This is a genomic window from Burkholderia sp. Se-20378 (assembly GCF_017104665.1).
Taxonomy (GTDB): domain Bacteria; phylum Pseudomonadota; class Gammaproteobacteria; order Burkholderiales; family Burkholderiaceae; genus Burkholderia; species Burkholderia lata.
Genome location: NZ_JAAGPG010000027.1, coordinates 20,692 through 39,948 on the forward strand (window position 1 = coordinate 20,692; position 19,257 = coordinate 39,948).

The 19,257-nt window shown below is 65.3% G+C and carries 21 protein-coding genes; 13 read left to right on the forward strand and 8 right to left on the reverse strand.

What is annotated here, in order from left to right:
* Window positions 1-17: 17 nt before the first annotated feature.
* Window positions 18-317 carry a helix-turn-helix transcriptional regulator gene (locus tag G3N93_RS06010; protein WP_174939654.1) on the reverse strand — a complete coding sequence of 100 codons (300 nt, stop codon included), beginning with the start codon at window positions 315-317 and terminating at the stop codon, window positions 18-20.
* 180 nt (window positions 318-497) lie between these two features.
* On the reverse strand, window positions 498-1,385 hold the full coding sequence (locus G3N93_RS06015) for a LysR family transcriptional regulator (protein ID WP_206132520.1): 888 nt from the start codon (window positions 1,383-1,385) through the stop codon (window positions 498-500).
* Window positions 1,386-1,515: 130 nt separating this feature from the next.
* On the opposite strand from G3N93_RS06015, the gene G3N93_RS06020 reads away from it, so the two are divergent.
* Window positions 1,516-2,553 (forward strand): aldo/keto reductase, encoded by a 1,038-nt coding sequence (locus G3N93_RS06020; protein WP_174939557.1) that lies wholly within the window; start codon window positions 1,516-1,518, stop codon window positions 2,551-2,553.
* A 33-nt stretch (window positions 2,554-2,586) separates the two neighbouring features.
* On the opposite strand, the gene G3N93_RS06025 is transcribed toward G3N93_RS06020, so the two are convergent.
* Complete coding sequence (locus tag G3N93_RS06025; RefSeq protein WP_206132521.1) at window positions 2,587-4,251, reverse strand: ABC transporter ATP-binding protein; 1,665 nt, start codon at window positions 4,249-4,251, stop codon at window positions 2,587-2,589.
* A gap of 274 nt (window positions 4,252-4,525) precedes the next feature.
* On the opposite strand from G3N93_RS06025, the gene G3N93_RS06030 reads away from it, so the two are divergent.
* The 3 genes from G3N93_RS06030 to G3N93_RS06040 all read left to right on the forward strand — a co-directional run bounded on the left by G3N93_RS06030 (window position 4,526) and on the right by G3N93_RS06040 (window position 6,651).
* The gene (locus G3N93_RS06030; RefSeq protein WP_174914313.1) at window positions 4,526-4,828 is read left to right on the forward strand and encodes a helix-turn-helix transcriptional regulator; all 303 of its coding nucleotides are present in this window, start codon (window positions 4,526-4,528) and stop codon (window positions 4,826-4,828) included.
* Between the two features lie 61 nt (window positions 4,829-4,889).
* On the forward strand, window positions 4,890-5,891 hold the full coding sequence (locus G3N93_RS06035; protein ID WP_206132522.1) for a zinc-dependent alcohol dehydrogenase family protein: 1,002 nt from the start codon (window positions 4,890-4,892) through the stop codon (window positions 5,889-5,891).
* 283 nt (window positions 5,892-6,174) lie between these two features.
* On the forward strand, window positions 6,175-6,651 hold the full coding sequence (locus tag G3N93_RS06040) for a GNAT family N-acetyltransferase (protein WP_174939774.1): 477 nt from the start codon (window positions 6,175-6,177) through the stop codon (window positions 6,649-6,651).
* Window positions 6,652-6,809: 158 nt separating this feature from the next.
* Here the strand turns inward: G3N93_RS06040 and G3N93_RS06045 are convergent, their stop codons facing one another.
* Complete coding sequence (locus G3N93_RS06045; RefSeq protein ID WP_206132523.1) at window positions 6,810-7,535, reverse strand: class I SAM-dependent methyltransferase; 726 nt, start codon at window positions 7,533-7,535, stop codon at window positions 6,810-6,812.
* A gap of 195 nt (window positions 7,536-7,730) precedes the next feature.
* Between G3N93_RS06045 and G3N93_RS06050 the strand changes: the two genes are divergently transcribed.
* The 3 genes from G3N93_RS06050 to G3N93_RS06060 all read left to right on the forward strand — a co-directional run bounded on the left by G3N93_RS06050 (window position 7,731) and on the right by G3N93_RS06060 (window position 10,922).
* Window positions 7,731-8,738: a hypothetical protein gene (locus G3N93_RS06050; protein ID WP_206132524.1), complete on the forward strand. Its 1,008-nt coding sequence runs from the start codon at window positions 7,731-7,733 to the stop codon at window positions 8,736-8,738.
* A gap of 221 nt (window positions 8,739-8,959) precedes the next feature.
* On the forward strand, window positions 8,960-9,550 hold the full coding sequence (locus G3N93_RS06055) for a DUF4410 domain-containing protein (RefSeq protein ID WP_206132525.1): 591 nt from the start codon (window positions 8,960-8,962) through the stop codon (window positions 9,548-9,550).
* Window positions 9,551-10,112: 562 nt separating this feature from the next.
* Window positions 10,113-10,922, forward strand: coding sequence for a TlpA disulfide reductase family protein (locus G3N93_RS06060; protein ID WP_206132526.1), 810 nt, complete (start codon window positions 10,113-10,115; stop codon window positions 10,920-10,922).
* Between the two features lie 36 nt (window positions 10,923-10,958).
* On the opposite strand, the gene G3N93_RS06065 is transcribed toward G3N93_RS06060, so the two are convergent.
* Entirely contained in the window at window positions 10,959-11,876 is a 918-nt protein-coding gene (locus G3N93_RS06065) for a LysR family transcriptional regulator (protein WP_174939656.1), read from the reverse strand.
* A 110-nt stretch (window positions 11,877-11,986) separates the two neighbouring features.
* Between G3N93_RS06065 and G3N93_RS06070 the strand changes: the two genes are divergently transcribed.
* The 6 genes from G3N93_RS06070 to gltS all read left to right on the forward strand — a co-directional run bounded on the left by G3N93_RS06070 (window position 11,987) and on the right by gltS (window position 16,314).
* Entirely contained in the window at window positions 11,987-12,586 is a 600-nt protein-coding gene (locus tag G3N93_RS06070) for an NAD(P)H-dependent oxidoreductase (RefSeq protein WP_174939573.1), read from the forward strand.
* A gap of 419 nt (window positions 12,587-13,005) precedes the next feature.
* A complete protein-coding gene (locus G3N93_RS06075) occupies window positions 13,006-13,344 on the forward strand; it encodes a SymE family type I addiction module toxin (RefSeq protein ID WP_174939575.1) in 339 nt (112 codons plus the stop codon).
* Window positions 13,344-13,676 carry an XRE family transcriptional regulator gene (locus G3N93_RS06080; protein ID WP_174939577.1) on the forward strand — a complete coding sequence of 111 codons (333 nt, stop codon included), beginning with the start codon at window positions 13,344-13,346 and terminating at the stop codon, window positions 13,674-13,676. The genes G3N93_RS06075 and G3N93_RS06080 overlap by 1 nt, the downstream gene beginning before the upstream one ends.
* Before the next feature lie 332 nt (window positions 13,677-14,008).
* On the forward strand, window positions 14,009-14,371 hold the full coding sequence (locus tag G3N93_RS06085) for a type II toxin-antitoxin system RelE/ParE family toxin (RefSeq protein WP_206132527.1): 363 nt from the start codon (window positions 14,009-14,011) through the stop codon (window positions 14,369-14,371).
* Complete coding sequence (locus G3N93_RS06090; protein ID WP_174939580.1) at window positions 14,371-14,691, forward strand: helix-turn-helix domain-containing protein; 321 nt, start codon at window positions 14,371-14,373, stop codon at window positions 14,689-14,691. Before G3N93_RS06085 ends, G3N93_RS06090 begins: the two co-directional genes overlap by 1 nt.
* Before the next feature lie 411 nt (window positions 14,692-15,102).
* The gene (gene gltS / locus G3N93_RS06095; protein ID WP_206132528.1) at window positions 15,103-16,314 is read left to right on the forward strand and encodes a sodium/glutamate symporter; all 1,212 of its coding nucleotides are present in this window, start codon (window positions 15,103-15,105) and stop codon (window positions 16,312-16,314) included.
* Window positions 16,315-16,342: 28 nt separating this feature from the next.
* On the opposite strand, the gene G3N93_RS06100 is transcribed toward gltS, so the two are convergent.
* The 3 genes from G3N93_RS06100 to G3N93_RS06110 form a co-directional block, all read right to left on the reverse strand.
* Window positions 16,343-16,747 (reverse strand): peptide ABC transporter ATPase, encoded by a 405-nt coding sequence (locus G3N93_RS06100; RefSeq protein ID WP_174939584.1) that lies wholly within the window; start codon window positions 16,745-16,747, stop codon window positions 16,343-16,345.
* A 275-nt stretch (window positions 16,748-17,022) separates the two neighbouring features.
* Window positions 17,023-18,606 (reverse strand): DHA2 family efflux MFS transporter permease subunit, encoded by a 1,584-nt coding sequence (locus G3N93_RS06105; RefSeq protein WP_206132529.1) that lies wholly within the window; start codon window positions 18,604-18,606, stop codon window positions 17,023-17,025.
* Window positions 18,603-19,257, reverse strand: a 655-nt coding sequence (locus G3N93_RS06110; protein WP_206132530.1) for an HlyD family secretion protein, incomplete at its 5' end; no start/stop codon positions are given. The genes G3N93_RS06105 and G3N93_RS06110, both read right to left, overlap by 4 nt.

Consider the following 19,257-nt stretch of genomic DNA (forward strand, 5'->3'; position numbering starts at 1 on the left):
GGTTGCCTCGTTGGGAATCAGAGTTGCAAAAGATCGCGGCCAAGCTGCTGCAGCGCGCCGTCGATCCGCTTGTAGTAGGTGAACTTGCCGGCGCGGGTCGCCTGCACGAGCCCGGCATCCGCGAGGATGCGCATGTGGCGCGTGGTCGTGGCCGGCGCGATGCCGAGCTTCTCGGTGATGTACGTGCAGCACACGCCGAGTTCGTCGACATCGCCGTGCGGCTGCGGCGGGAAATGCTTGCGCGGCTGCTTGAGCCAGCGCATCACGGCCAGACGGCTTTCGTTGGCCAGTGCGCTGATGCGGGTGACGTCGTCCATGAGCATGCGGAATTCGATTAACGTTTCGAATATTAGCTAAATGACGAAATGTATGCAATCGAGCGAACGACAGTTTCAACTCGCGACCTCGTGCCCAGGATCGTCACGCCGGCCTTCGATGCAATCGTGGCAAAACAGGCGCGCAACGCGCCGCGAACCGCATGATCCCTGCCTGTTCCTTTACGCGCCGCCCAGCGCCTGCGCCAACCTGTCGATCAGCGCGCGCACGCGCCTCGGCTGCACCGCGTTGCCCGGATAGACGATCTGCAAATCGACGTCGCCCGGCGAGAACGCGCGCAGGACTTCGACGAGCGCGCCGGACGCCAGATCCTGCTCGACGTCGACCAGCGACTTCAGCGCGACGCCGTGCCCCGCGACGCACCATGCGCGCACGAGCGCGCCGTCGTTGGCCATACGCCGGCCGCGCACCGTCACGCGCCTGGGTTCGCCATCGATGCTGAACGGCCAGTCGGCATACAGGTCCGGCCCGAAGCGCATCACGATGCAGTCGTGCGCGGCGAGATCGTCCGGATGCTGCGGCGTGCCGTGCGCCGCGAGATACGCGGGCGACGCGCACACCACGCGCCGCGCACGGCCGAGCGAGCGGCTGCGCAGCGAACTGTCGGCCAGCACCCCACGGCGGATCGCGAAATCGAGCCCCTGCCCGACGACATCCACGTAACCATCGCCGAGATGCAGGTCGACCGTGACGCCCGGATGCTCGGCGAGGAACGCGTCGACGACGGGCACGACGCGCTCGCGGCCAAGATCGGCCGGCGCGCTCAGGCGCACCGGCCCCGACAAGGTCTGCACACCCAGCCGCACGCGGCTTTCGAGTTCGTCGGCCTCGGCCAGCAGGCGCCGCGCGCCGTCGACGAGCGTGCGGCCTTCGTCGGTCAGGCTGAGCGCGCGCGTCGTGCGCGTGAGCAACGCCGCTCCGTAGTGGCGCTCGAGCGCGGTCAGCCGCTCGGACACGGTGGCCGGCGACAGCCCGAACTCACGACCCGCCGCGGCCAGCCCACCCTTCTCCACGATGCGCAGGAACAGCGCGAGATTGTCGAGCAGCATTATTCGCCTCTTCCGAACGATATTTTCGAAGTCTGCCCAATTATCCGAAATATCCGCAAGCGATACAGTGTGGCAACACCTGGCCACGCGGCCGCCGCTCGACACTTCGACCTCCCAAAGGAAACCCGCCATGGAATACCGCACCCTCGGCCGCTCCGGCCTCAAGGTTCCCGTCCTGAGCTTCGGCGCCGGCACGTTCGGCGGCACCGGCCCGCTGTTCAGCGCATGGGGCAACACGGGCGTCGACGAAGCGCGCCGCCTGATCGACATCTGCCTCGAAGCCGGCGTGAACCTGTTCGACACGGCCGACGTGTATTCGGACGGCGAATCCGAGCGCGTGCTCGGCGCCGCGATCAAGGGACGCCGCGACCAGGTGCTGATCTCGACCAAGACGGGCCTGCCGACCGGCAGCGGCCCGAACGACGCGGGCACGTCGCGCGCGCGGCTGGTCCGCGCCGTCGACGACGCGCTGCGCCGACTCGACACCGACTACATCGACCTGCTGCAACTCCACGCGTTCGATGCCAGCACGCCGGTCGAGGAAGTGATGTCGACGCTCGACGATCTCGTGCGCGCGGGCAAGCTGCGCTACATCGGCGTGTCGAACTTCGCGGGCTGGCAGATCATGAAGTCGCTGGCGGCGGCCGATCGGCACGGCTGGTCGCGCTACGTGGCGAACCAGGTCTACTACTCGCTCGTCGGCCGCGACTACGAGTGGGACCTGATGCCGCTCGGCGCCGACCAGGGGCTCGGCGCGCTCGTCTGGAGTCCGCTCGGCTGGGGCCGGCTCACCGGCAAGATCCGGCGCAACACACCGCTGCCCGAAGGCAGCCGCCTGCATGAAACGGCCAGCTTCGGGCCGCCGGTCGACGACGCGCGCCTGTACGACGTGGTCGATGCGCTCGACGCGATCGCGGAGGAAACCGGCAAGACCGTGCCGCAGATCGCGCTGAACTGGCTGCTGCAGCGCCCGACGGTATCGTCGGTGATCATCGGCGCGCGCAACGAGGAACAGCTGCGGCAGAACCTCGGCGCGGTCGGCTGGGCACTGACGGATGCTCAGGTCGCGAAGCTCGACGCGGCGAGCGCGGTGGAAGCGCCTTATCCGTACTTCCCGTATCGCCGCCAGCAGGCGTTTGCGCAACTCAATCCGCCGCTGCGCGGGTAAGCGTCGACGGCCGGCGAAGGGGGGCGTGCAGCCTTACGCCGGCACGCGCGCCTCGCCGAGCCGCACGACCTTGTCGGCCGGCCCGATCACCGAGCGCCGGTGCGTGATCGCAACGACCGTGACGTCGCGGGCCAGCAGCCGCACGTGTTCCATGATGTCGCGTTCGGTGGCTTCGTCGAGCGCGGAACTCGCTTCGTCGAGAAACAGCACGGTCGGATCGCCATACAGCGCACGGGCGATCGCGATGCGCTGGCGCTCGCCGCCGGACAGCTTCAGTCCGCGCTCGCCCACCGTGGTGCGGAAGCCGTCCGGCAGGCTCTCGATGAACGCCAGGATCGTCGCCTTCGCGGCCGCTTCGCGCAGACGCTGCGCATCGCGCGGCCGGCCGAGCAGGATGTTGTCTTCCAGGCTTTCGTTCAGCAGCACGACATCCTGCGGCACGACGGCCACCGCGCCGTACCAGTCGGCGCGATCGATATCAGCGAGATCGACGCCGTCGACGAGAATGCGCCCGCCGGTCGGCTCGATCGACTTCAGCGCGAGCTTGAAGACGGTGGATTTCCCCGCGCCGGTTTCGCCGACGAGGAACGTGATCGCACCTCGCTCGGCGACGAAATCGACGTCGGTCACGCCGCGACCGTTGTCGTACGCATAGGCGACGCGGTCGAACACGATGCGCCCGTCGCGCGGCGCGAACGCCGACGCGTGCGACACCTGCCGTTCCTCGGGCGCCGTCCACAGCGCCGCGAACGGCCCGAGCGCCGCGCGGGAGCGGGCGCACTCGTCGACCGCGCGCGCGATCATTTCGAACGGCTGGTTCAACTGCAGCAGCAACGTGTTGAACAGCACGATGTCGCCGATCGACAGCGTGCCCGCCGCATGGCGCGGCAGCAGCAGCCAGAACGTCACCGCGAACTGGATCGCGAGGCCGAGACCCAGCACCGCGAGATAGCGGACGTGCTGCAGCACATACGCGCGCCAGCTGTCGCGCTCGACACGCGCTTTCTCCGAGAAACGTTCGTTCATCCAGCGATGGCTGCCGAAATGCCGGAGCGTCTCCATCGCATTGATCGCGCCGCCGACGAAGCGCGCATTTTCCTGCCCGGCCTCGATCGCGCGATCGAGAAACGCGCGCGAGCGCCGCGCGCCGACGATCGCGATCGTCACCGCGACCGCACCGTAGGCGACGGTGATGGCCACGACCTCGAAGTTGATCAGCGCGCCGAGCGTGACGAGCGTGAGCACGATCTGCAGCGTGCCGGGGATCAGGTCCATCAAGCTCAGCAGCACGAGCACCGACAGCGCCCGGCTGCCGCGCTCGTTCGCGTTCTGGATTTCCGCGGGATTGTGCTCGACGAAGAAGGCCGTGGTCTTCTTCAGGATGCGCTCGAAAAATCGCGTGCTGGTGATGAAGCCCAGATTCTCCGAGCTCATGAACGCGAGGTACTGCACCACGCGTTGCAGCGCGCTGGAGAGGCCCAGCAGCACCGCGTAGACCACGAAGCCCGGAACCAGCGCGTGGAGCACGCCGCGGTGCGACAGCGCGTCGATCAGGCGCGAGAACAGATAGGGGGCGGCAACCGCGCTCGCGCTCGACAGGAGGACGACCGCCACGACCGTCAGCAACATCAGGCGATCGGCCTTCCAGTAGGCCCGCAGGACCTCGGTGATCGGATGCGACGCACGGGTTTCGTTCATGGCGGGATGAACCGGGCACGGCGCAGCCCGGATGGCGGCGATGGGCGAAAAAGTCTAACAGAGTGAAAGGAATGGCGTGGCGGCGTTCGGGTGGTATGACTGTCGCGCTGCGCGGCTCCCGGAGCCTCGTTCCGTTCGAAAGGACCCCGCTGATCACTTCCGTTCCAAGGGCCGCCTGCAAATCCGAACGTTGCGCCAGAACCGGAGCGACTCGACGGAGCGACGGTTGGCACTCACATTGACATATCGGTAAATCTCGATATACTCGCTGCCCATGGAATTGCTCGACATCTTCAAAGCCCTCTCGAACCGGACCCGCCTTGAAATCCTGCAGGGTTTGAAAGATCCCGTGAAGAACTTCCCGCCGCAGGATGAAGGGGACGTTCACACGGTGGGCGTCTGCGTCAGCAGTATTCAGGAAGGCGTCGGGCTGTCGCAGTCGACGGTGTCCGATTACCTTGCGACGCTGCAACGAGCAGGCCTGGTGGAAGTCAGGCGCATCGGCCAGTGGACTTACTACAAGCGCAACGAAGCAGCGATCAGCGCGCTGGCCAAGACCATCGGCAAAGACCTGTAATTTTTTGCCCCATTATATCGATAATTCCCGATATCCCTTTTTATCGAAACGAGGATGTGCAATGAAAGCGCTGTTGCTCAAGTCATTTGGCGGCCCGGAATCATTCGAACTACGTGACATGCCCAAGCCGGTGCCGCACGTGGGACAAGTCCTGGTCCGGGTCCACGCCACCTCCGTCAATCCACTGGATTACCAGGTTCGACGGGGCGACTATCCGGACCTGGTGCCACTTCCGGCCATTACCGGACACGACGTATCGGGCGTGGTCGAAGCTGTCGGGCCCGGCGTGACGGCCTTCTCGCCGGGGGACGAAGTCTGGTACACCCCGCAAATCTTCGACGGGCCGGGCAGTTACGCCGAGTACCACGTGGCTGCCGACAGCATCGTCGGGAAGAAGCCGCCTTCATTGAGCCATCTCGAGGCGGCCAGCCTGACCCTAGTCGGCGGAACGGTTTGGGAAGCACTGGTCGTGCGTGCGGCGCTGCGCGTGGGGGAAAGCATTCTGGTACACGGCGGCGCGGGCGGCGTCGGCCATGTGGCGATCCAGCTCGCCAAAGCCATCGGCTCAAGGGTGTTCACGACCGTGCGCGAAGCAAACGTCGAATTCGCTCGCAACCTTGGGGCCGATGTGGTCATCGACTACGAAAAGGACGATTACGTCGACGCGGTCATGCGAGACACCGGTGGTCGTGGCGTCGATGTCGTGTTCGACACCATCGGCGGCAACACCTTGTCGCGCAGCCCCGATGCGCTCGCTCAACTTGGCCGCGTCGTCACGATCGTGGACATCGCCCAGCCGCAAAACGTCATTCAGGCCTGGGGCAAGAACGCGAGCTATCACTTCGTGTTCACGCGACAGAATCGCGGCAAGCTGGATGAGTTGAGTGCGTTGATCGAGCGTGGACAGCTGCGGCCACACGTGGGTGCGGTCTATTCCCTTGCCGACGTTCCGCTCGCGCACGCCCTGCTGGAACGTCCCAACCACGGTGTTCGAGGAAAGATCGCGATTGCGGTCGAGCCGTCGGCTTATCCCGAACGTGGTGCCGGCTTCCAAGGGGCGTGATCTTTTTCTTGCATGCTGACCGTAGCGAGTGGCGCGTGAGTCGCGGTGAGTCGCGAGCATCAGGGTTGCGTGTGGGCTGAACCCGACAGACCCAAGCGCAGCCGGCGCGATCACCGCTGGCTTTGGCGGGCGGTCGACAGCGCGAGAATCGTGCGGATCGTGGCACCATGAAATGCCGTCGCCATGGGCCTACCCATGGAGCCGCGAACTTCCTATCGTGGAGACCTGCGACGCGCCGGCCGGATCGGCGGCGCGCCCTCTTCTCCTCGACAGGTCCGCCAACATGAACGCCAACGACACCGGACTGACCGTACGCGCGGTCACGGAAAACGACTACGACCAGTGGCTGCCGCTGTGGGACGGCTACAACCGCTTCTACGGCCGCTTCGACGATACGGCCCTGCCGCTGCGGGTCACACAACTCACGTGGTCGCGCTTCTTCGACGGTTACGAACCCGTGCACGCGCTCGTCGCGGAGCGCGACGGCCGGCTCGTCGGGCTCGTGCATTTCCTGTATCACCGCAGCACGACGCATATCGGGCCGACCTGCTATCTGCAGGACCTGTTCACGCTCGACAGCGAGCGCGGCAAGGGCGTCGGCCGCGCGCTGATCGAAGCCGTGTACGACGCCGCGCGTGCGCATCGCGCCGAACGCGTGTACTGGCAGACGCACGAGACGAACCACACGGCGATGCGGCTCTACGACACCGTCGCGGCAAAGCCGGGGGCCGTGCTCTACCGGAAGGAGTTGTCGCGCTGAGATGGACGGTGAGACGTGGGCAAGCGCCATGTCACGGATTACCCCGCCCGATTGAAGGCCATGATCGCTTCCGGGAACAGCCGCTTCGGCAAACCCGGTAGCCCCGGGGATACAAGATCATCGTTTCGGTCGATTTTTGTGTCCCCGAGGCTACCCACTCAACCCATCGGCCGCGCCTTGACCCACAGAAACAGCGGCACGCGCGCCCATTGTTTCAACTGGTCCGTATCGGCCTGGTCGGGCGGCGGCTCGCGCAGCGACACGATCGCGAACCCGGCCGCCTCCAGCGCTTCCATGTACGCCTGCAGCGGCAGCGACCAGCCGGCGAAGTGCATCGACAGCCCGTCGCGCGTTTCCACGCCGTCGAAGTGCTCGCGCCCGAAATAGCTGCCCTTCAGCACGAACGGCGCATCGGGTTGCGGCCCCGCGAAGGCGCCGCGATCGCGGAACGGATGCACGAGCGAAATGAACAGCGTCCCGCCCGGCTTCAGCACGCGGCGCGCTTCGTTCAACGCGCGCTGCATGTCGTCGAGGTCCATCAGCACGTTGTACGCCATCACGAGATCGAAGCTGGCTGAATCGAACGGCAGCGACGCCGCGTCGGCCAGTTCGTAGCGATGCGCGGAATCCGCGTGACGCGCGGCGTCGAGCATCGCGGGCACCACGTCGGTCGCAGTCACGTCGTAGCCGAGCGCCTTCAGTTCGCGGCTCACGCGGCCTTCGCCGCAGCCGATCTCCAGCGCGCGGCCGGTGTCGCGGCCGATATAGGCCGCGAGCCCCGCGCGGTATTTCCAGAACGCATCGTGCCCCGGCTTGCCGGCCCAGCCGATCCATTGGTCGGCGGCCTGTGTCCAGTGTTCGGTGATGGCTTTCGTGTCGGTCATGTGCGCTCCCGTCCGGCGTGCGTCGTTGGCTGAGGATGCGCATGGTAAGCCGAAGCGGTGAACGGTGTGAGCGCGTTGCACCGCTTCGGCCGGTTTCCGTTTCCGGTCGCGAAGTTCTACAGTTACATAAAACAACTTGCGCCGCCGCGCGTCGCCCGCCGCTCGTCGATGCGCACCCGATTCCGAGGACATCCCATGCCGAGCATCCTGGCCGCGCCCGCCAATCTCTCGCCCAGCCCCGTCGCGTCGGAAACGCGCATGGTGCACGACGTCGCCACGCTGAAGCCGTCCGACTATCGTTCGGCGGACGGCGCGTCGTGGGTCATCTCCACCCTCACGCCGGCCGCGGACAGCGGCACGAACGTGACCGGCACGACGTACTTCGACACTGCGAAAGGCCAGACCGTCCCGGTGCCCGACGCGCGCCGCCGCTATGTGAATCGCGGCACGTGGCAGGTCGTCGCGAGCTCGAGCCCGTCCGTACCGGCCACCGGCCGCTACGACTGGCTGACGCTCGCCTGGCTGCCAATCAACCGGCGGCCGCTGCCCCAGACGCCCGAGCACCTGTATTCGCCGTTCATTCGCGGCGGCACGATCGTGTATCGCTGGAATCCGGCGGCGGAAGGCGGCGAACAGTTCGGCAACGTGCGGATGATCTTTCCGGAATGGACGCAGCAGGTGGCCGATGCGTTGCGGGCGGCTCCGGCAGCGTCGACGAACGGAGCGAGCGCGTCGGCCGTATCGTCGGCGCTCGATCGCCTGAAAGCGGACACGAATCCGATGACCGCCGTGCTCGACTTCAGCGATGCGCTGCGCGATGAACCGGTGGAGCGGATCGTCGCGCGGCTGCCGCTGCTGCTGCGGGTGAAGGATCTGCACGAACTGTCGGCGATCGTATTCCTGTGCCTGTCCGGATCGCGCGCGGAAGACCGGCCGCGCTTCGCTGAAATGATCAACGGGTCGATCGCGTCGACCGACGACAGCGCACGGCTGCTCGCGATCGCGTATGGCGCATTCGCGGCCGGCCGGGCGCGGCCCTATCCATTCAACGATGCCGGGCAGACCGCGCGTATCAATGACGTGTTCGGCGCGTTGAAGCAGCGGACGGCGGCGCTCAATGTGCCGGTTGCGGAAGGGTCGCCGTGGTATGAGTTTTTCACGGCGTATCGGCTGGGTGGCGCTGTGTCCGGGAAGGGACAGTGATCGCCTGCGATAGTCAGCCCCGCGACCGCAAAACTCGATCGCCAGTACCGACAATCTCTTGTAGCGAGTCAATCGGCCTTTTATCCGCGCATAACACCGCGATGAATAAATGCCGAATCGGTTTTCGATCTATTCGACCTTTTGCGTCGAATCGTCCCGTGCTAGATTTTCTCCCGGCCACAGAGCCATCTCAAATAACCCGAACTAAAAAAGACCAAATCATGAAATCTGTATTCCGTCATGCCGCGCTGGCATTGGTGACGATCGGCTTCCTGTCGGGCTGCGCGAGCAGCGTGACACGCGAGGCCAGCGATCAGGCGGGGGCCATCACAACTGCATCGACGTCCAAATTCGGCACGAAGCCCGTGATCGTGCAAGTCACGCTCGACAATGCCGCGCAGGAAGCGCTGAAAGACAATCTGAAATTCAGCCCCGAAAACCTGAAAGGGAAAATCGAAAGCGCACTGGCCGCACGCAAGCTGCTGGCAACGGCCGGTTCGACCGACGCGATGCACCTGAATGTCGAAGTCACCGGCATTCGCACGCGATCGAGCTTCTCGGCCGTCATGTTCGGCTTCATGGCCGGCAGCGATTATGTCGACGGCACCGTGACGCTCGCCGACGCCGACAATCATCCGATCGACCGCTTCAAGGTGTCGGCATCGTATGCGCTCGGCGGCATCGCCGGCATCGACAGCATGCGCATGGACTGGCTGTACGAGAAATTCACCGAGAAGACGCTCGCGACGCTCGATCCGGCGGCCGCGGCCACGCAGGCCGACACGGCGCCGGCAGCATCGAAGAAGCTGTAAGACCCGACGCCCGACGGATCGCGAATGCGCGGCCCGTCGGGTAACGGCGGTGGATCACATGCCACCGCCAGCGAATGCGCTCGCCGGTCGCGAACCGACCGCCATGCAATGCGCGAGTGAATGCCCCGTGCTCGCATCTGGCAGCGGTCCTATTCCGTTCAGTCAGCCGATATAAATCGGATCGCGGCCGTGCCCACCGACCGCCACAACACACCCACACCCGCTCGCACGGCGATAAAAAAGCGGCCGCTCGCGGGAGGAGCTGCCGTCAAGGAAAGATCCCCGTTCGGGATACCGGGGGACACCACATCTCACCGGTATGCGTGTTGTTGATGACCGCCATTCCGCTGACCATCAGACCGGTCTGATTCGCGGCCCTTCCGCCTGAAAATCACGCAGTCCTGATCCACGCGAGTTCACCGAATCCGCAACGCGCCGTTACGTTCTCGACGGGAACCCCCATACGCGGCGACCTGTCGAATCGCCGCACGACCGTCGACGGCTTCATCGCCGTGGCGGACAATCCCCTCTCCAGCCCCGCTCGATCACGTCCCGCCCTTTCATGCTGAGCATTGGTCCCTTCTCGATCCGCGTCGTCGCGGTAGCTGTCGCCGCGCTGCTCGCGTGGCTCGTCGCCCGTGTCATCCAGCGTCGCCCGCCGGACGGACATCACAAGACCGCGTCGAGCCTGATCCTCGATACGTTGCTGTTCGGCCTGCTCGCCGCGCGTATCGGCTACGTCGCGCAGTGGTGGCACGAGTACGCCGCCGCGCCGCGCTCGATCATCGCGCTCGGCGACGGCGGCTTCGACTGGCGCATCGGCCTCGCGGCGGGCATCGTGTTCGCGGGCTGGCGCCTGCGCCGCCTGCCCGCGCTGCGTCGCCCGGTGATGGCCGGCATGCTTGCGGGCATTGCCGCATGGGGCATCGCACAAGGCACGCTCGCCACGTTGCAGCACAGCGCGCCGCCGCTTGCCGCATTGCAGCTCGAAGCGCTCGATGCCACACCAGTGCCGGTGCAACGCTTCGCGGGCAAGCCCGTCGTCGTGAACCTGTGGGCCACGTGGTGCCCGCCGTGCCAGCGCGAAATGCCGATCCTCGCGCAAGCGCAGCAGGCGCATCCGGGGATGACGGTGCTGATGGTCAACCAGGGCGAAGACGCGCAAGCGGTGCGCGCGTTCCTCGAACAGAAAGGGCTGCGGTTCGATCACGTGCTGCTCGATCGCACGCTGCACGCGATGAAAACCTACGGTTCGCGCGGGCTGCCGACGACGCTCTTCTTCGACGCGAAAGGCAACCTCGTCGAATCGCACATGGGCGAGATCACCGCCGCGCGGCTGAATGATGCCGTGGCGGATCGCTTCGGCCAGTAACGAGCGTCTCGTCCAAAGAACCGCGGCGCCGCGTCGTCACATCCGCGCCTCGACCGCGGCCAGCCGGGCCGGCAGATGTTCGAGCAGCGCATCGACGGCGGCGCGCACTTTCAGCGGAAGATGCAGCGTGTAAGGCCACACCGCCTGGATCGGAAAGATCTCGCCCGGCCGATCGGGCAGCAACTCCCGCAGCACGCCGCCGCGCAACGCGTCGCGCACCAGCCAGTACGGCAACCACGCGACGCCCAGATCCGCGACGGCCGCATCCATCAGCGCACTCAAATCGTCGGACAGCAAACGAACGGCGGGCTGCAGCTCCACGCGCTGACCGTCGACGATCACGCGCCAGCGATGCACCTGGCCGAAACGCGTATAGGCCAGCGCCTTGTGCCGTTCGAGTTCTTCATAGGTCGTGGGTTCGCCGCAGCGGCTCAGGTACGCCGGCGATGCGCAGAACGCCATCCGGTGCTCGCCCAGCGGCCGCGCCACCAGCTCGCTGCTGTTCGGCAACGTGCCGACGCGAATCGCCAGATCGAAACGCTCCTCGACCAGGTCGACGGAACGATCGCTGAACGACAGGTCGAGATCGAGCTCGGGATGCGCCTTCGCCAGTTCGATCAGGATCGGCGCCACGCAAAGATGACCGAAGAGCGTGGGCATCGACACGCGCAGGCGCCCCTTCATCTGCCATTTGCCGGTTTCCAGCAGCGCCTCGCCCGCCTGGATCTGCTCCATCGCGCGCAGGCAATGGTCGTAGAACAACGCGCCTTCGTCGGTCAGGCTCTGGCTGCGCGTCGTACGCTGAAACAGCACGACGCCCAGCCGCTCCTCGAGGCGTGCGATGCTCTTGCCGACCGCGGACCGCGTGATGTGCAGCTTCTCCGCGGCTTCCGCGAAGCTGCTCGCTTCCGCCGCAGCGATGAAAACGTCGATGCCCTTCAGGTTGTTTCGCATGCGATTGGGGACAAATACGCTACACAGTGAGTCGATCTTATCGCTTTTGGCGATAAAAGGTGGCTGATAGGATCGATTCCAGTCCTCACATTCGCAACGGAGCACCCCGCATGGCCCGGATCCTCGTCCTCAAATCCAGCATTAACGGCAGCCAGTCGCAAACCGGTGCGCTGATCGACACGTTCCTGGCCGAGCGCCAGGCCAACGGCCATGCCGACGACGTGATCGTGCGCAATCTCGTCGACACCGACCTGCCGATGCTCGACAGCGAGCTGTTTCACGCGCTGCGCGGCGCAGCCAACCCGAGCGAGCGTGCGCAACGCGCGATCGTGCTGTCCGACGAACTGATTGCCGAACTCAAGGGCAGCGACCTGCTGCTGATCGGCGCGCCGATGTACAACCTCAACGTGCCGACCCAGTTGAAGAACTGGTTCGACCTCGTCGCGCGTGCCCGCGTGACGTTCCGGTACACGGAGACGTACCCAGTGGGGCTCGTCGAAGGCATCAGCGCGATCGTGTTCAGTTCTCGCGGCGGCGTGCACGTCGGCCAAGAGACGGATGCGGTCACGCCGTACCTGCGTGCCGTGCTCGGCCTGATGGGTATCGTCGACGTGGAATTCGTCTATGCGGAAGGGCTCGACATGAAGCCGCACGGTTTCGAAGCGGGGCTGGCGAATGCACGCCGGCAGATGGACGCGCTGCACGGGTGAGTCGGAATGCACGGCGACGTTCTCGCGCGAGGTCCGGCGTTACCTGCACGACGTGAATGACATCGTCGTGCAACGCGCGGCTGGTGAATCGAAGCATTCGACCGACACGCTTTCTGACATATCGGCAATGAAGTGACAACGCGGCCCGCGAGCGCAATCGCCGTGGAATCGTTGCGCAGCAAGCAGCAAGACATCGGCATGACCGTCGGTACCGATGACGACGCTCCAGACCAGCACCTGACAACGATCGATCTCGGCTAGAGTGGTCGCACGTTTTCGCTTGGAGTATCAGGTCATTTCGTCATGCCAATCATTTGACGGGATGCCGATCGACATTCGCTGCGTAAACGAGCGCGGCCCGCTGGTGCACTACCACCCGCGGGCCGCTGACCACAACCCACTCATCATGGGAGTCAGTCATGGCTGACGCGAATCATAACGCACCCTTTCGTTTTCACGATTGTTTCGTCTCCAGTCAATCGTCTCTCCAGACCCGTCGTATCGTTCCGCACCTCAGGCTTGCCGACATGGCGCCGCCTGTCCTCCATCTGTGGATGAAGCTATCCGGCCGCTGGATCGAAGCTGCGGGCTTCGAACCAGAGCAGCGTTTACGGATCGACGTGACGCACAAGCGGCTGGTGATCACGCCGATCGACGAAGCGGACGGCGATCATGCCCGGAAGGGTGGATTCCCTGATGTCGATCAACCGACGGGGCAGCACCAACGGCAGTTGTCGATGGTGACGGAGGAGGCGTAATGAATCGCAACGACTCACGCCGATACGCCGACAACCTGCCGACTGACTTCGATTTCGACTTTGACCTGGACGACGCTGACGCACTGTCGGCCAAGTCCGCGCTTGTGCTGAAGCTCAACGCACTGATCGTCTCCCGCGGCCTGACCGAAGAGGAGGCTGTCGCGCTCTCGGAAATGGCCCGGCCGGTGGTCACCCCCGAGCAGCGCGATCGACTCCGGAACGTTTCGCTGGAACTGCTGATGCGCACACTGGTGTCGCTTGGCCAGCAAGTTGAAATCGTCGTGCGGCCTGCGGGGCAATCCCGCCCGGCGGGTATCACGGTTTCGGTCTGACGGCCGGCGAAATAGACGGAAACGAAGCAGGACCGCGGTCGGGTCTGACCTGGCCGCCGCCGTAGCAGTTTCGGCACCACAACCGTTCAATACTTGGACGAGCTCGCACCGATATTCGCGAAAGCAAGCGCCGCAAGCCGACGGCATGACACGATGCCGTACTGCTCAAAAGCTCCGCGCGACAAGGCATGCCGAGCGTGCCGAAGGGCGTTCGCCAAACACCGTTCCACCGGCAATCCGCCGATCAATCAATTCTTCGATCCCAGCGATGAAAGGTAGCCCTGTCGCAATGATTTCGGCGCTTGCAGCATATACCCGAACGGATATAATTCATGGAGCCAGAACGGAAATTGCTTTACTGGGAAGGTGCGTCGAAAAAAGACTTCAAGGCATTTCCCATTGAGGTACAGAAGGACATGGGCGTAGCGCTGTTCATTGTCCAGTCGGGTCGCACGCCGGAGTCAGCAAAACCATGGAAAGGGTTGGTTTCCGGTGTGTACGAGCTGGTCGACGACCATCGCGGCGATGCATTCCGGGTGGTGTACATCGTGCAAATTGGTGATGCAGTTCATGTACTCCATGCCTTTCAGAAGAAATCCAAGTCCGGCATTGCCACACCGCAACCGGATGTGGAATTGATCAGGAAGCGGTTGAAAGCAGTGCTTGCCCGGCATGGGCGAGTAGGAGATAAGTGATGAATCGCAAGGAATATCCTCAGGGCACCGACAACGTGCTTGTCGACCTGGATTTCGACGACGCCCAGGAACTGACGGCCAAGGCCGCGCTCGCCCTCAAACTCAACGAACTGATCGACCAGCGCGGCCTGACTCAGATCGAGACGGCATCCATCATCGGCATGACACAGCCCAAGGTGTCTCAAGTACGTCGCTACAAACTCCAGAACATTTCGCTGGAGCGACTGATGCAAGCACTGGTGTCGCTGGGCCAGCATGTGGAAATCGTGGTGCAACCGGCAAGACGCTCGCGTTCGGCTGGTATCACAGTCGCAGCGTGACTCAGACCCCGTGCCGGAAAAAACGTGTAAGGCGCCGGAATACCCTCGGCGCTCGCATGAGGCAGCGTTAGGAGCAGCGCGATCAACCATGAACAGCATGACTGCGACCGGGCCCAACGGTCGCCGCCGAAGCCCCTCCGATACACGCCGGTTCAATGTATCGTGAACGATCGTTACAACCAATCAGACCGGGGTGAGTTTGCAATGTGCTGCCTCCCGTCTTCCGTGAGCTTGTGAGCGCAGCGCGCCGCCCGTCGAACCGATGTTTCATGTCGCGTCAACGCAAGTGACGCAAGCTGCCGGCCGCGCCCCACCCCATTCAGCAGCACCCGCACGCGGCGTTCCGCCGCACCTCCCCCGCTGCTGCGTCATTCGCGGATAATCCCGCCATCCCCCCACCGGAGTCACGCCATGCCCATCGACACCTTCGGTACTCTCGTCGCGGCGTCGCTCGTGCTCCTGTTCGGCCAGCTTCTGGTCACGCGCATCGGTGTGCTGCGCGCATACACGATCCCCGAGCCCGTCGCGGGCGGCCTCGTCGTCGCGCTGGCGCTCACTGCGTTGCGCGGCTTCGCGGGCACCGAGATCCGTTTCGACACGTCGCTGCAAACGCCGCTGATGCTCGCGTTCTTCGCGTCGATCGGCCTGAACGCCAAGCTGTCGACGCTCAAGTCGGGCGGCCCGATGCTGCTGCGCTTCCTGCTCGTTGTGCTCGGGCTGCTGATCCTGCAGGACGCGCTCGGCATCGGTCTCGCCAAGGCACTCGGCCTCGATCCGCTGCTCGGCCTGCTGGCCGGCTCGATCACGCTGTCGGGTGGGCACGGCACGGGGGCCGCGTGGAGCAAGGTCTTTGCGGAGCGCCACGGCCTCGCGTCGGCGACCGAAGCCGCGATCGCGTGCGCGACCTTCGGCCTCGTGCTGGGCGGCCTGCTCGGCGGGCCGGTCGCGCGCTACCTGACGCGCCACGTGAAGATTCCCGGCTTCGCAGAACCGCATGCACCCCAGGGCGCCGCTGGCGACACTGGCGGCCTCGAACATCCGAAGGAGCAGCAGTCGATGACGCCGTCCGCGTTCATCAACACGCTCGCGCTGTTCGCGATTTCGCTATCGGGCGGCACGGCGATCGAGTCGCTGATCCGCGGCACCGCATTCGAGCTGCCAACGTTCGTGTGCGTACTGTTTGTCGGCGTCGTGCTCAGCAACGGGCTGTCACTGTTCGGCTGGCGCCCGTCCGAGCACGCGGTGTCGCTGCTCGGCAACGTGAGCCTGTCGCTGTTCCTCGCGATGGCGTTGATGACACTGCGCCTGTGGGATCTCGCGTCACTCGCGCTGCCAATCCTCGTGCTGCTCGTGTCGCAGACGCTGCTGATGGTCGGGTATGCGGTGTTCGTCACGTACCGGATGATGGGCCGCAACTACGACGCGGCCGTGCTCGCCGCCGGCCACTGCGGCTTCGGGCTCGGCGCGACACCCACCGCGATCGCGAACATGCAGGCCGTTACCGCTCGGTTCGGCCCGTCGCATATGGCGTTCCTGATCGTGCCGATGGTCAGCGCGTTCTTCATCGACATCGCGAATGCGCTCGTGATCAAGCTGTTTCTTGCGCTGCCGATTTACGGTTGATTCACGATGTAGCCACGTGACGCGCCGCTCAGGGCCGCGACAGCACCAGCACGCGCCCGCCGACCCGGTGCAGCTTGAGCCAACCCATGTCGGCGGTAAAACGCAGTTGCTGCAAGTTGAAATCGAACGGGGCTCGCTCGGCCGCCTTGATCACGGCATCGGCGATCCAGCGAATCAGCACCTTGCCCTCTTCGGTGGTTTGATGGCCGGTCTGGCCGCCGCAGAAATGGCGATTTCCGGCGTTGACCTGCATTTGTAACTGCATCCAGTGGCCCGGCAGGCCCGGCAAGGTCCGGAACAGGTCGGCCACGCGCTGCGTCGTCAGGCTGCGCGCCCACAGTGCGCTGTCACCATCCGGCCGCTCCAGGTTGTGGCGATCCGCAACCTGGGCCTGGCCCTTGATGTCGCCTTTCAGGGAATCGGGTTTCGTCATGACGCTTTCCTCGCGATGGGCCCGGCAACGGGCCGGTTGAATGGACAAGGACCACGGCGCGTGGTCGGCCTGAAACACAGGCAGGTTCGATCCTGACGCCAGGGCCACCATGAACGACAGGCCGGCAGCACGCGTCGGCCTGACTGTACGGATCGGTTCGCACCTCGATCGATGCCGGACGGGTGCCCCGCCCGGGCCGGGTGAACGATACGCCCATTGCAGGAATTCGACGCCTGTCAGCTATGTCAGGCCTCGATATCCGGTGTCTGTCCCCATCACGCTTTCTTCTTCCCCTTCAGCACGAACGCGGCCGCCGTACACCCCACCATCGCGACACCCGCGATCAGGAACGTGTCACTGTACGCCATCAGCAGCGCCTCACGCATCACGCGCTGGTTCACGAGCGCGAGCGCCAGCTCGTGCACGCTGCCGGTCGATGCGCCCGGCAGCGCATCGGCACGCGGCACATGCACGCGCGACAGCAGCCGCGCCAGCATCGCCATGCGTTCCTGAAACGCTGCCGAGAACGGCGAAACGGCCTCGCCGATCCGCATCGCGTGCAGCTTCTGCCGCTCGACGACGATCTGGCTCGCCACCGCGATGCCGATCGCGCCGCCGACGTTGCGCACCATGTTGAACACGCCGGATGCGGAACCGAGCTGCGCCTTCTCGATTCCGTCGACGGCCATCACCGACAGCGCGATCACGACCAGCGACTGCCCGATCCCGCGCACGACGAGCGACGGCACGATCACGTTCGACGCGGCGTCGGCGGTCAGGTGGATGTTCATCAGGCAGCCGGCCGCGACGAGCGCGAAGCCGAGCACGATCGTCGTGCGCGGGCTCGTGCGGCGCATCAGCGGCGGCGTCAGGAACGACATCACGAACTGCACGAGCCCGTACGGGATCATCGCGAGGCCGATGTCGCGCGCACTGTAGCCGTGCAGCTCGGCGAAGTAGTTCGGTACGAGGAACACGACGCCGAACACCACCGCGCCGAACAGGAACTGCATCAGGCTCGCGATCCCGAAGTTGTAGCGGCCAAGCAGCCGCAGGTTGATGAACGGCTCCTTGCGCCGCAGCTCGATCGCGACGAACGCAACGAGCCCCGCCACCGCGACGATCGACAGCTCGACGATCAGGTCGGACGCAAACCAGTCCTTGCGCCCGCCCTCCTCCAGCACGATCTGCAGCGCGCTCAGCCCGAGCGCCATCGTCGCGATCCCGAACCAGTCGGCCTGGCGCAGCTTCGACAATTGCACGGGCACCGGACGGATCGCCCACGCGATCGCCGCGATCAGCGCAATCGCGGGCGGAATCTGCAGATAGAAGATCCAGCGCCACGAATACATGTCGGTGAGCCAGCCGCCGAGCGACGGCCCGGTCGCCTGCGCGACGTTGTTCGCGACCGCGAACAGCGCCATGCCGAACGGATGCTTCGACGGCGGCAACTCGGTGACGATCAGCTGGAACGACAGCGGAATCAGCACACCGCCGAATGCGCCCTGCAATGCGCGCGCGACGATCATCGACGAGATGGTCGGCGCGACCGAGCACGCAATCGAGAACGCAAGAAACCCCGTTGCGCCGACGAGCAGCACGCGGCGCGCGGAGAACACCTGCACGAGCCAGCCGGTGAGCGGGATCACGACGATCTCGGCCACGAGATATGCGGTCGAGATCCACGAGCCTTCCTCGAAGCTCGCGCCCAGCGACCCGCGAATGTCGGGCAGCGACGCGTTCGTCACGTGCACGTTCATCCCCGCCATGAAGCAGCCGAACACGCCGCCCAGCACCGCAACCCACGCGCGCAGCGAAACGGTTTCGTCGTGCGCGGCCTGCCCGGTTGCGGCGCTCACGATCCGGCTCCCGGTGCGCCGCGGGTATCGACGCGCGCGATCACCGACATGCCGGGCCGCAGCACGAGGCCCGACGGCGGCGCATCGAGGCGGATCTTCACCGGCACGCGCTGCACGATCTTCGTGAAGTTGCCGGTCGCGTTGTCGGGCGGCAGCAGCGCGAATTCGGCACCCGAGCCCGGTGCGAGCCCGAGCACGCGGCCGTGCAGCGTGCGGCCCGAGTAGGTATCGACGTCGATCTCGACCGGCTGCCCGTCATGCATCGCGCCGAGCTGCGTCTCCTTGAAGTTCGCGACGACGTACACGTCGCGCAGCGGCACGACCGCGAGCAGCGGCATTCCGACCTCGACGTACTGGCCCGCACGCACCGCACGCTGGCCGATCGTGCCGTCGCGGGTCGCGCGGATCACCGTGTGCTCGACATCCAGTTGCGCCAGCGCGAGCTTCGCGCGGGACGCCGCGAGCCGCGCACGCGCCTGCTCGATCGCAGCCGTGCTCTGCGCGCGGCGTCGGCGCAACACCGTCTGCTGGTCGTCCTGCGCGCGCACGGCCGCGCTCGCGCGGGCCAGTTCCGCGCGTGCCTTCAGCGCATCGGCATGCGCCTGTTCCCAGCGCTGCCCGCTGGCAGCCGATTCGGCAAGCAGCTGCTTG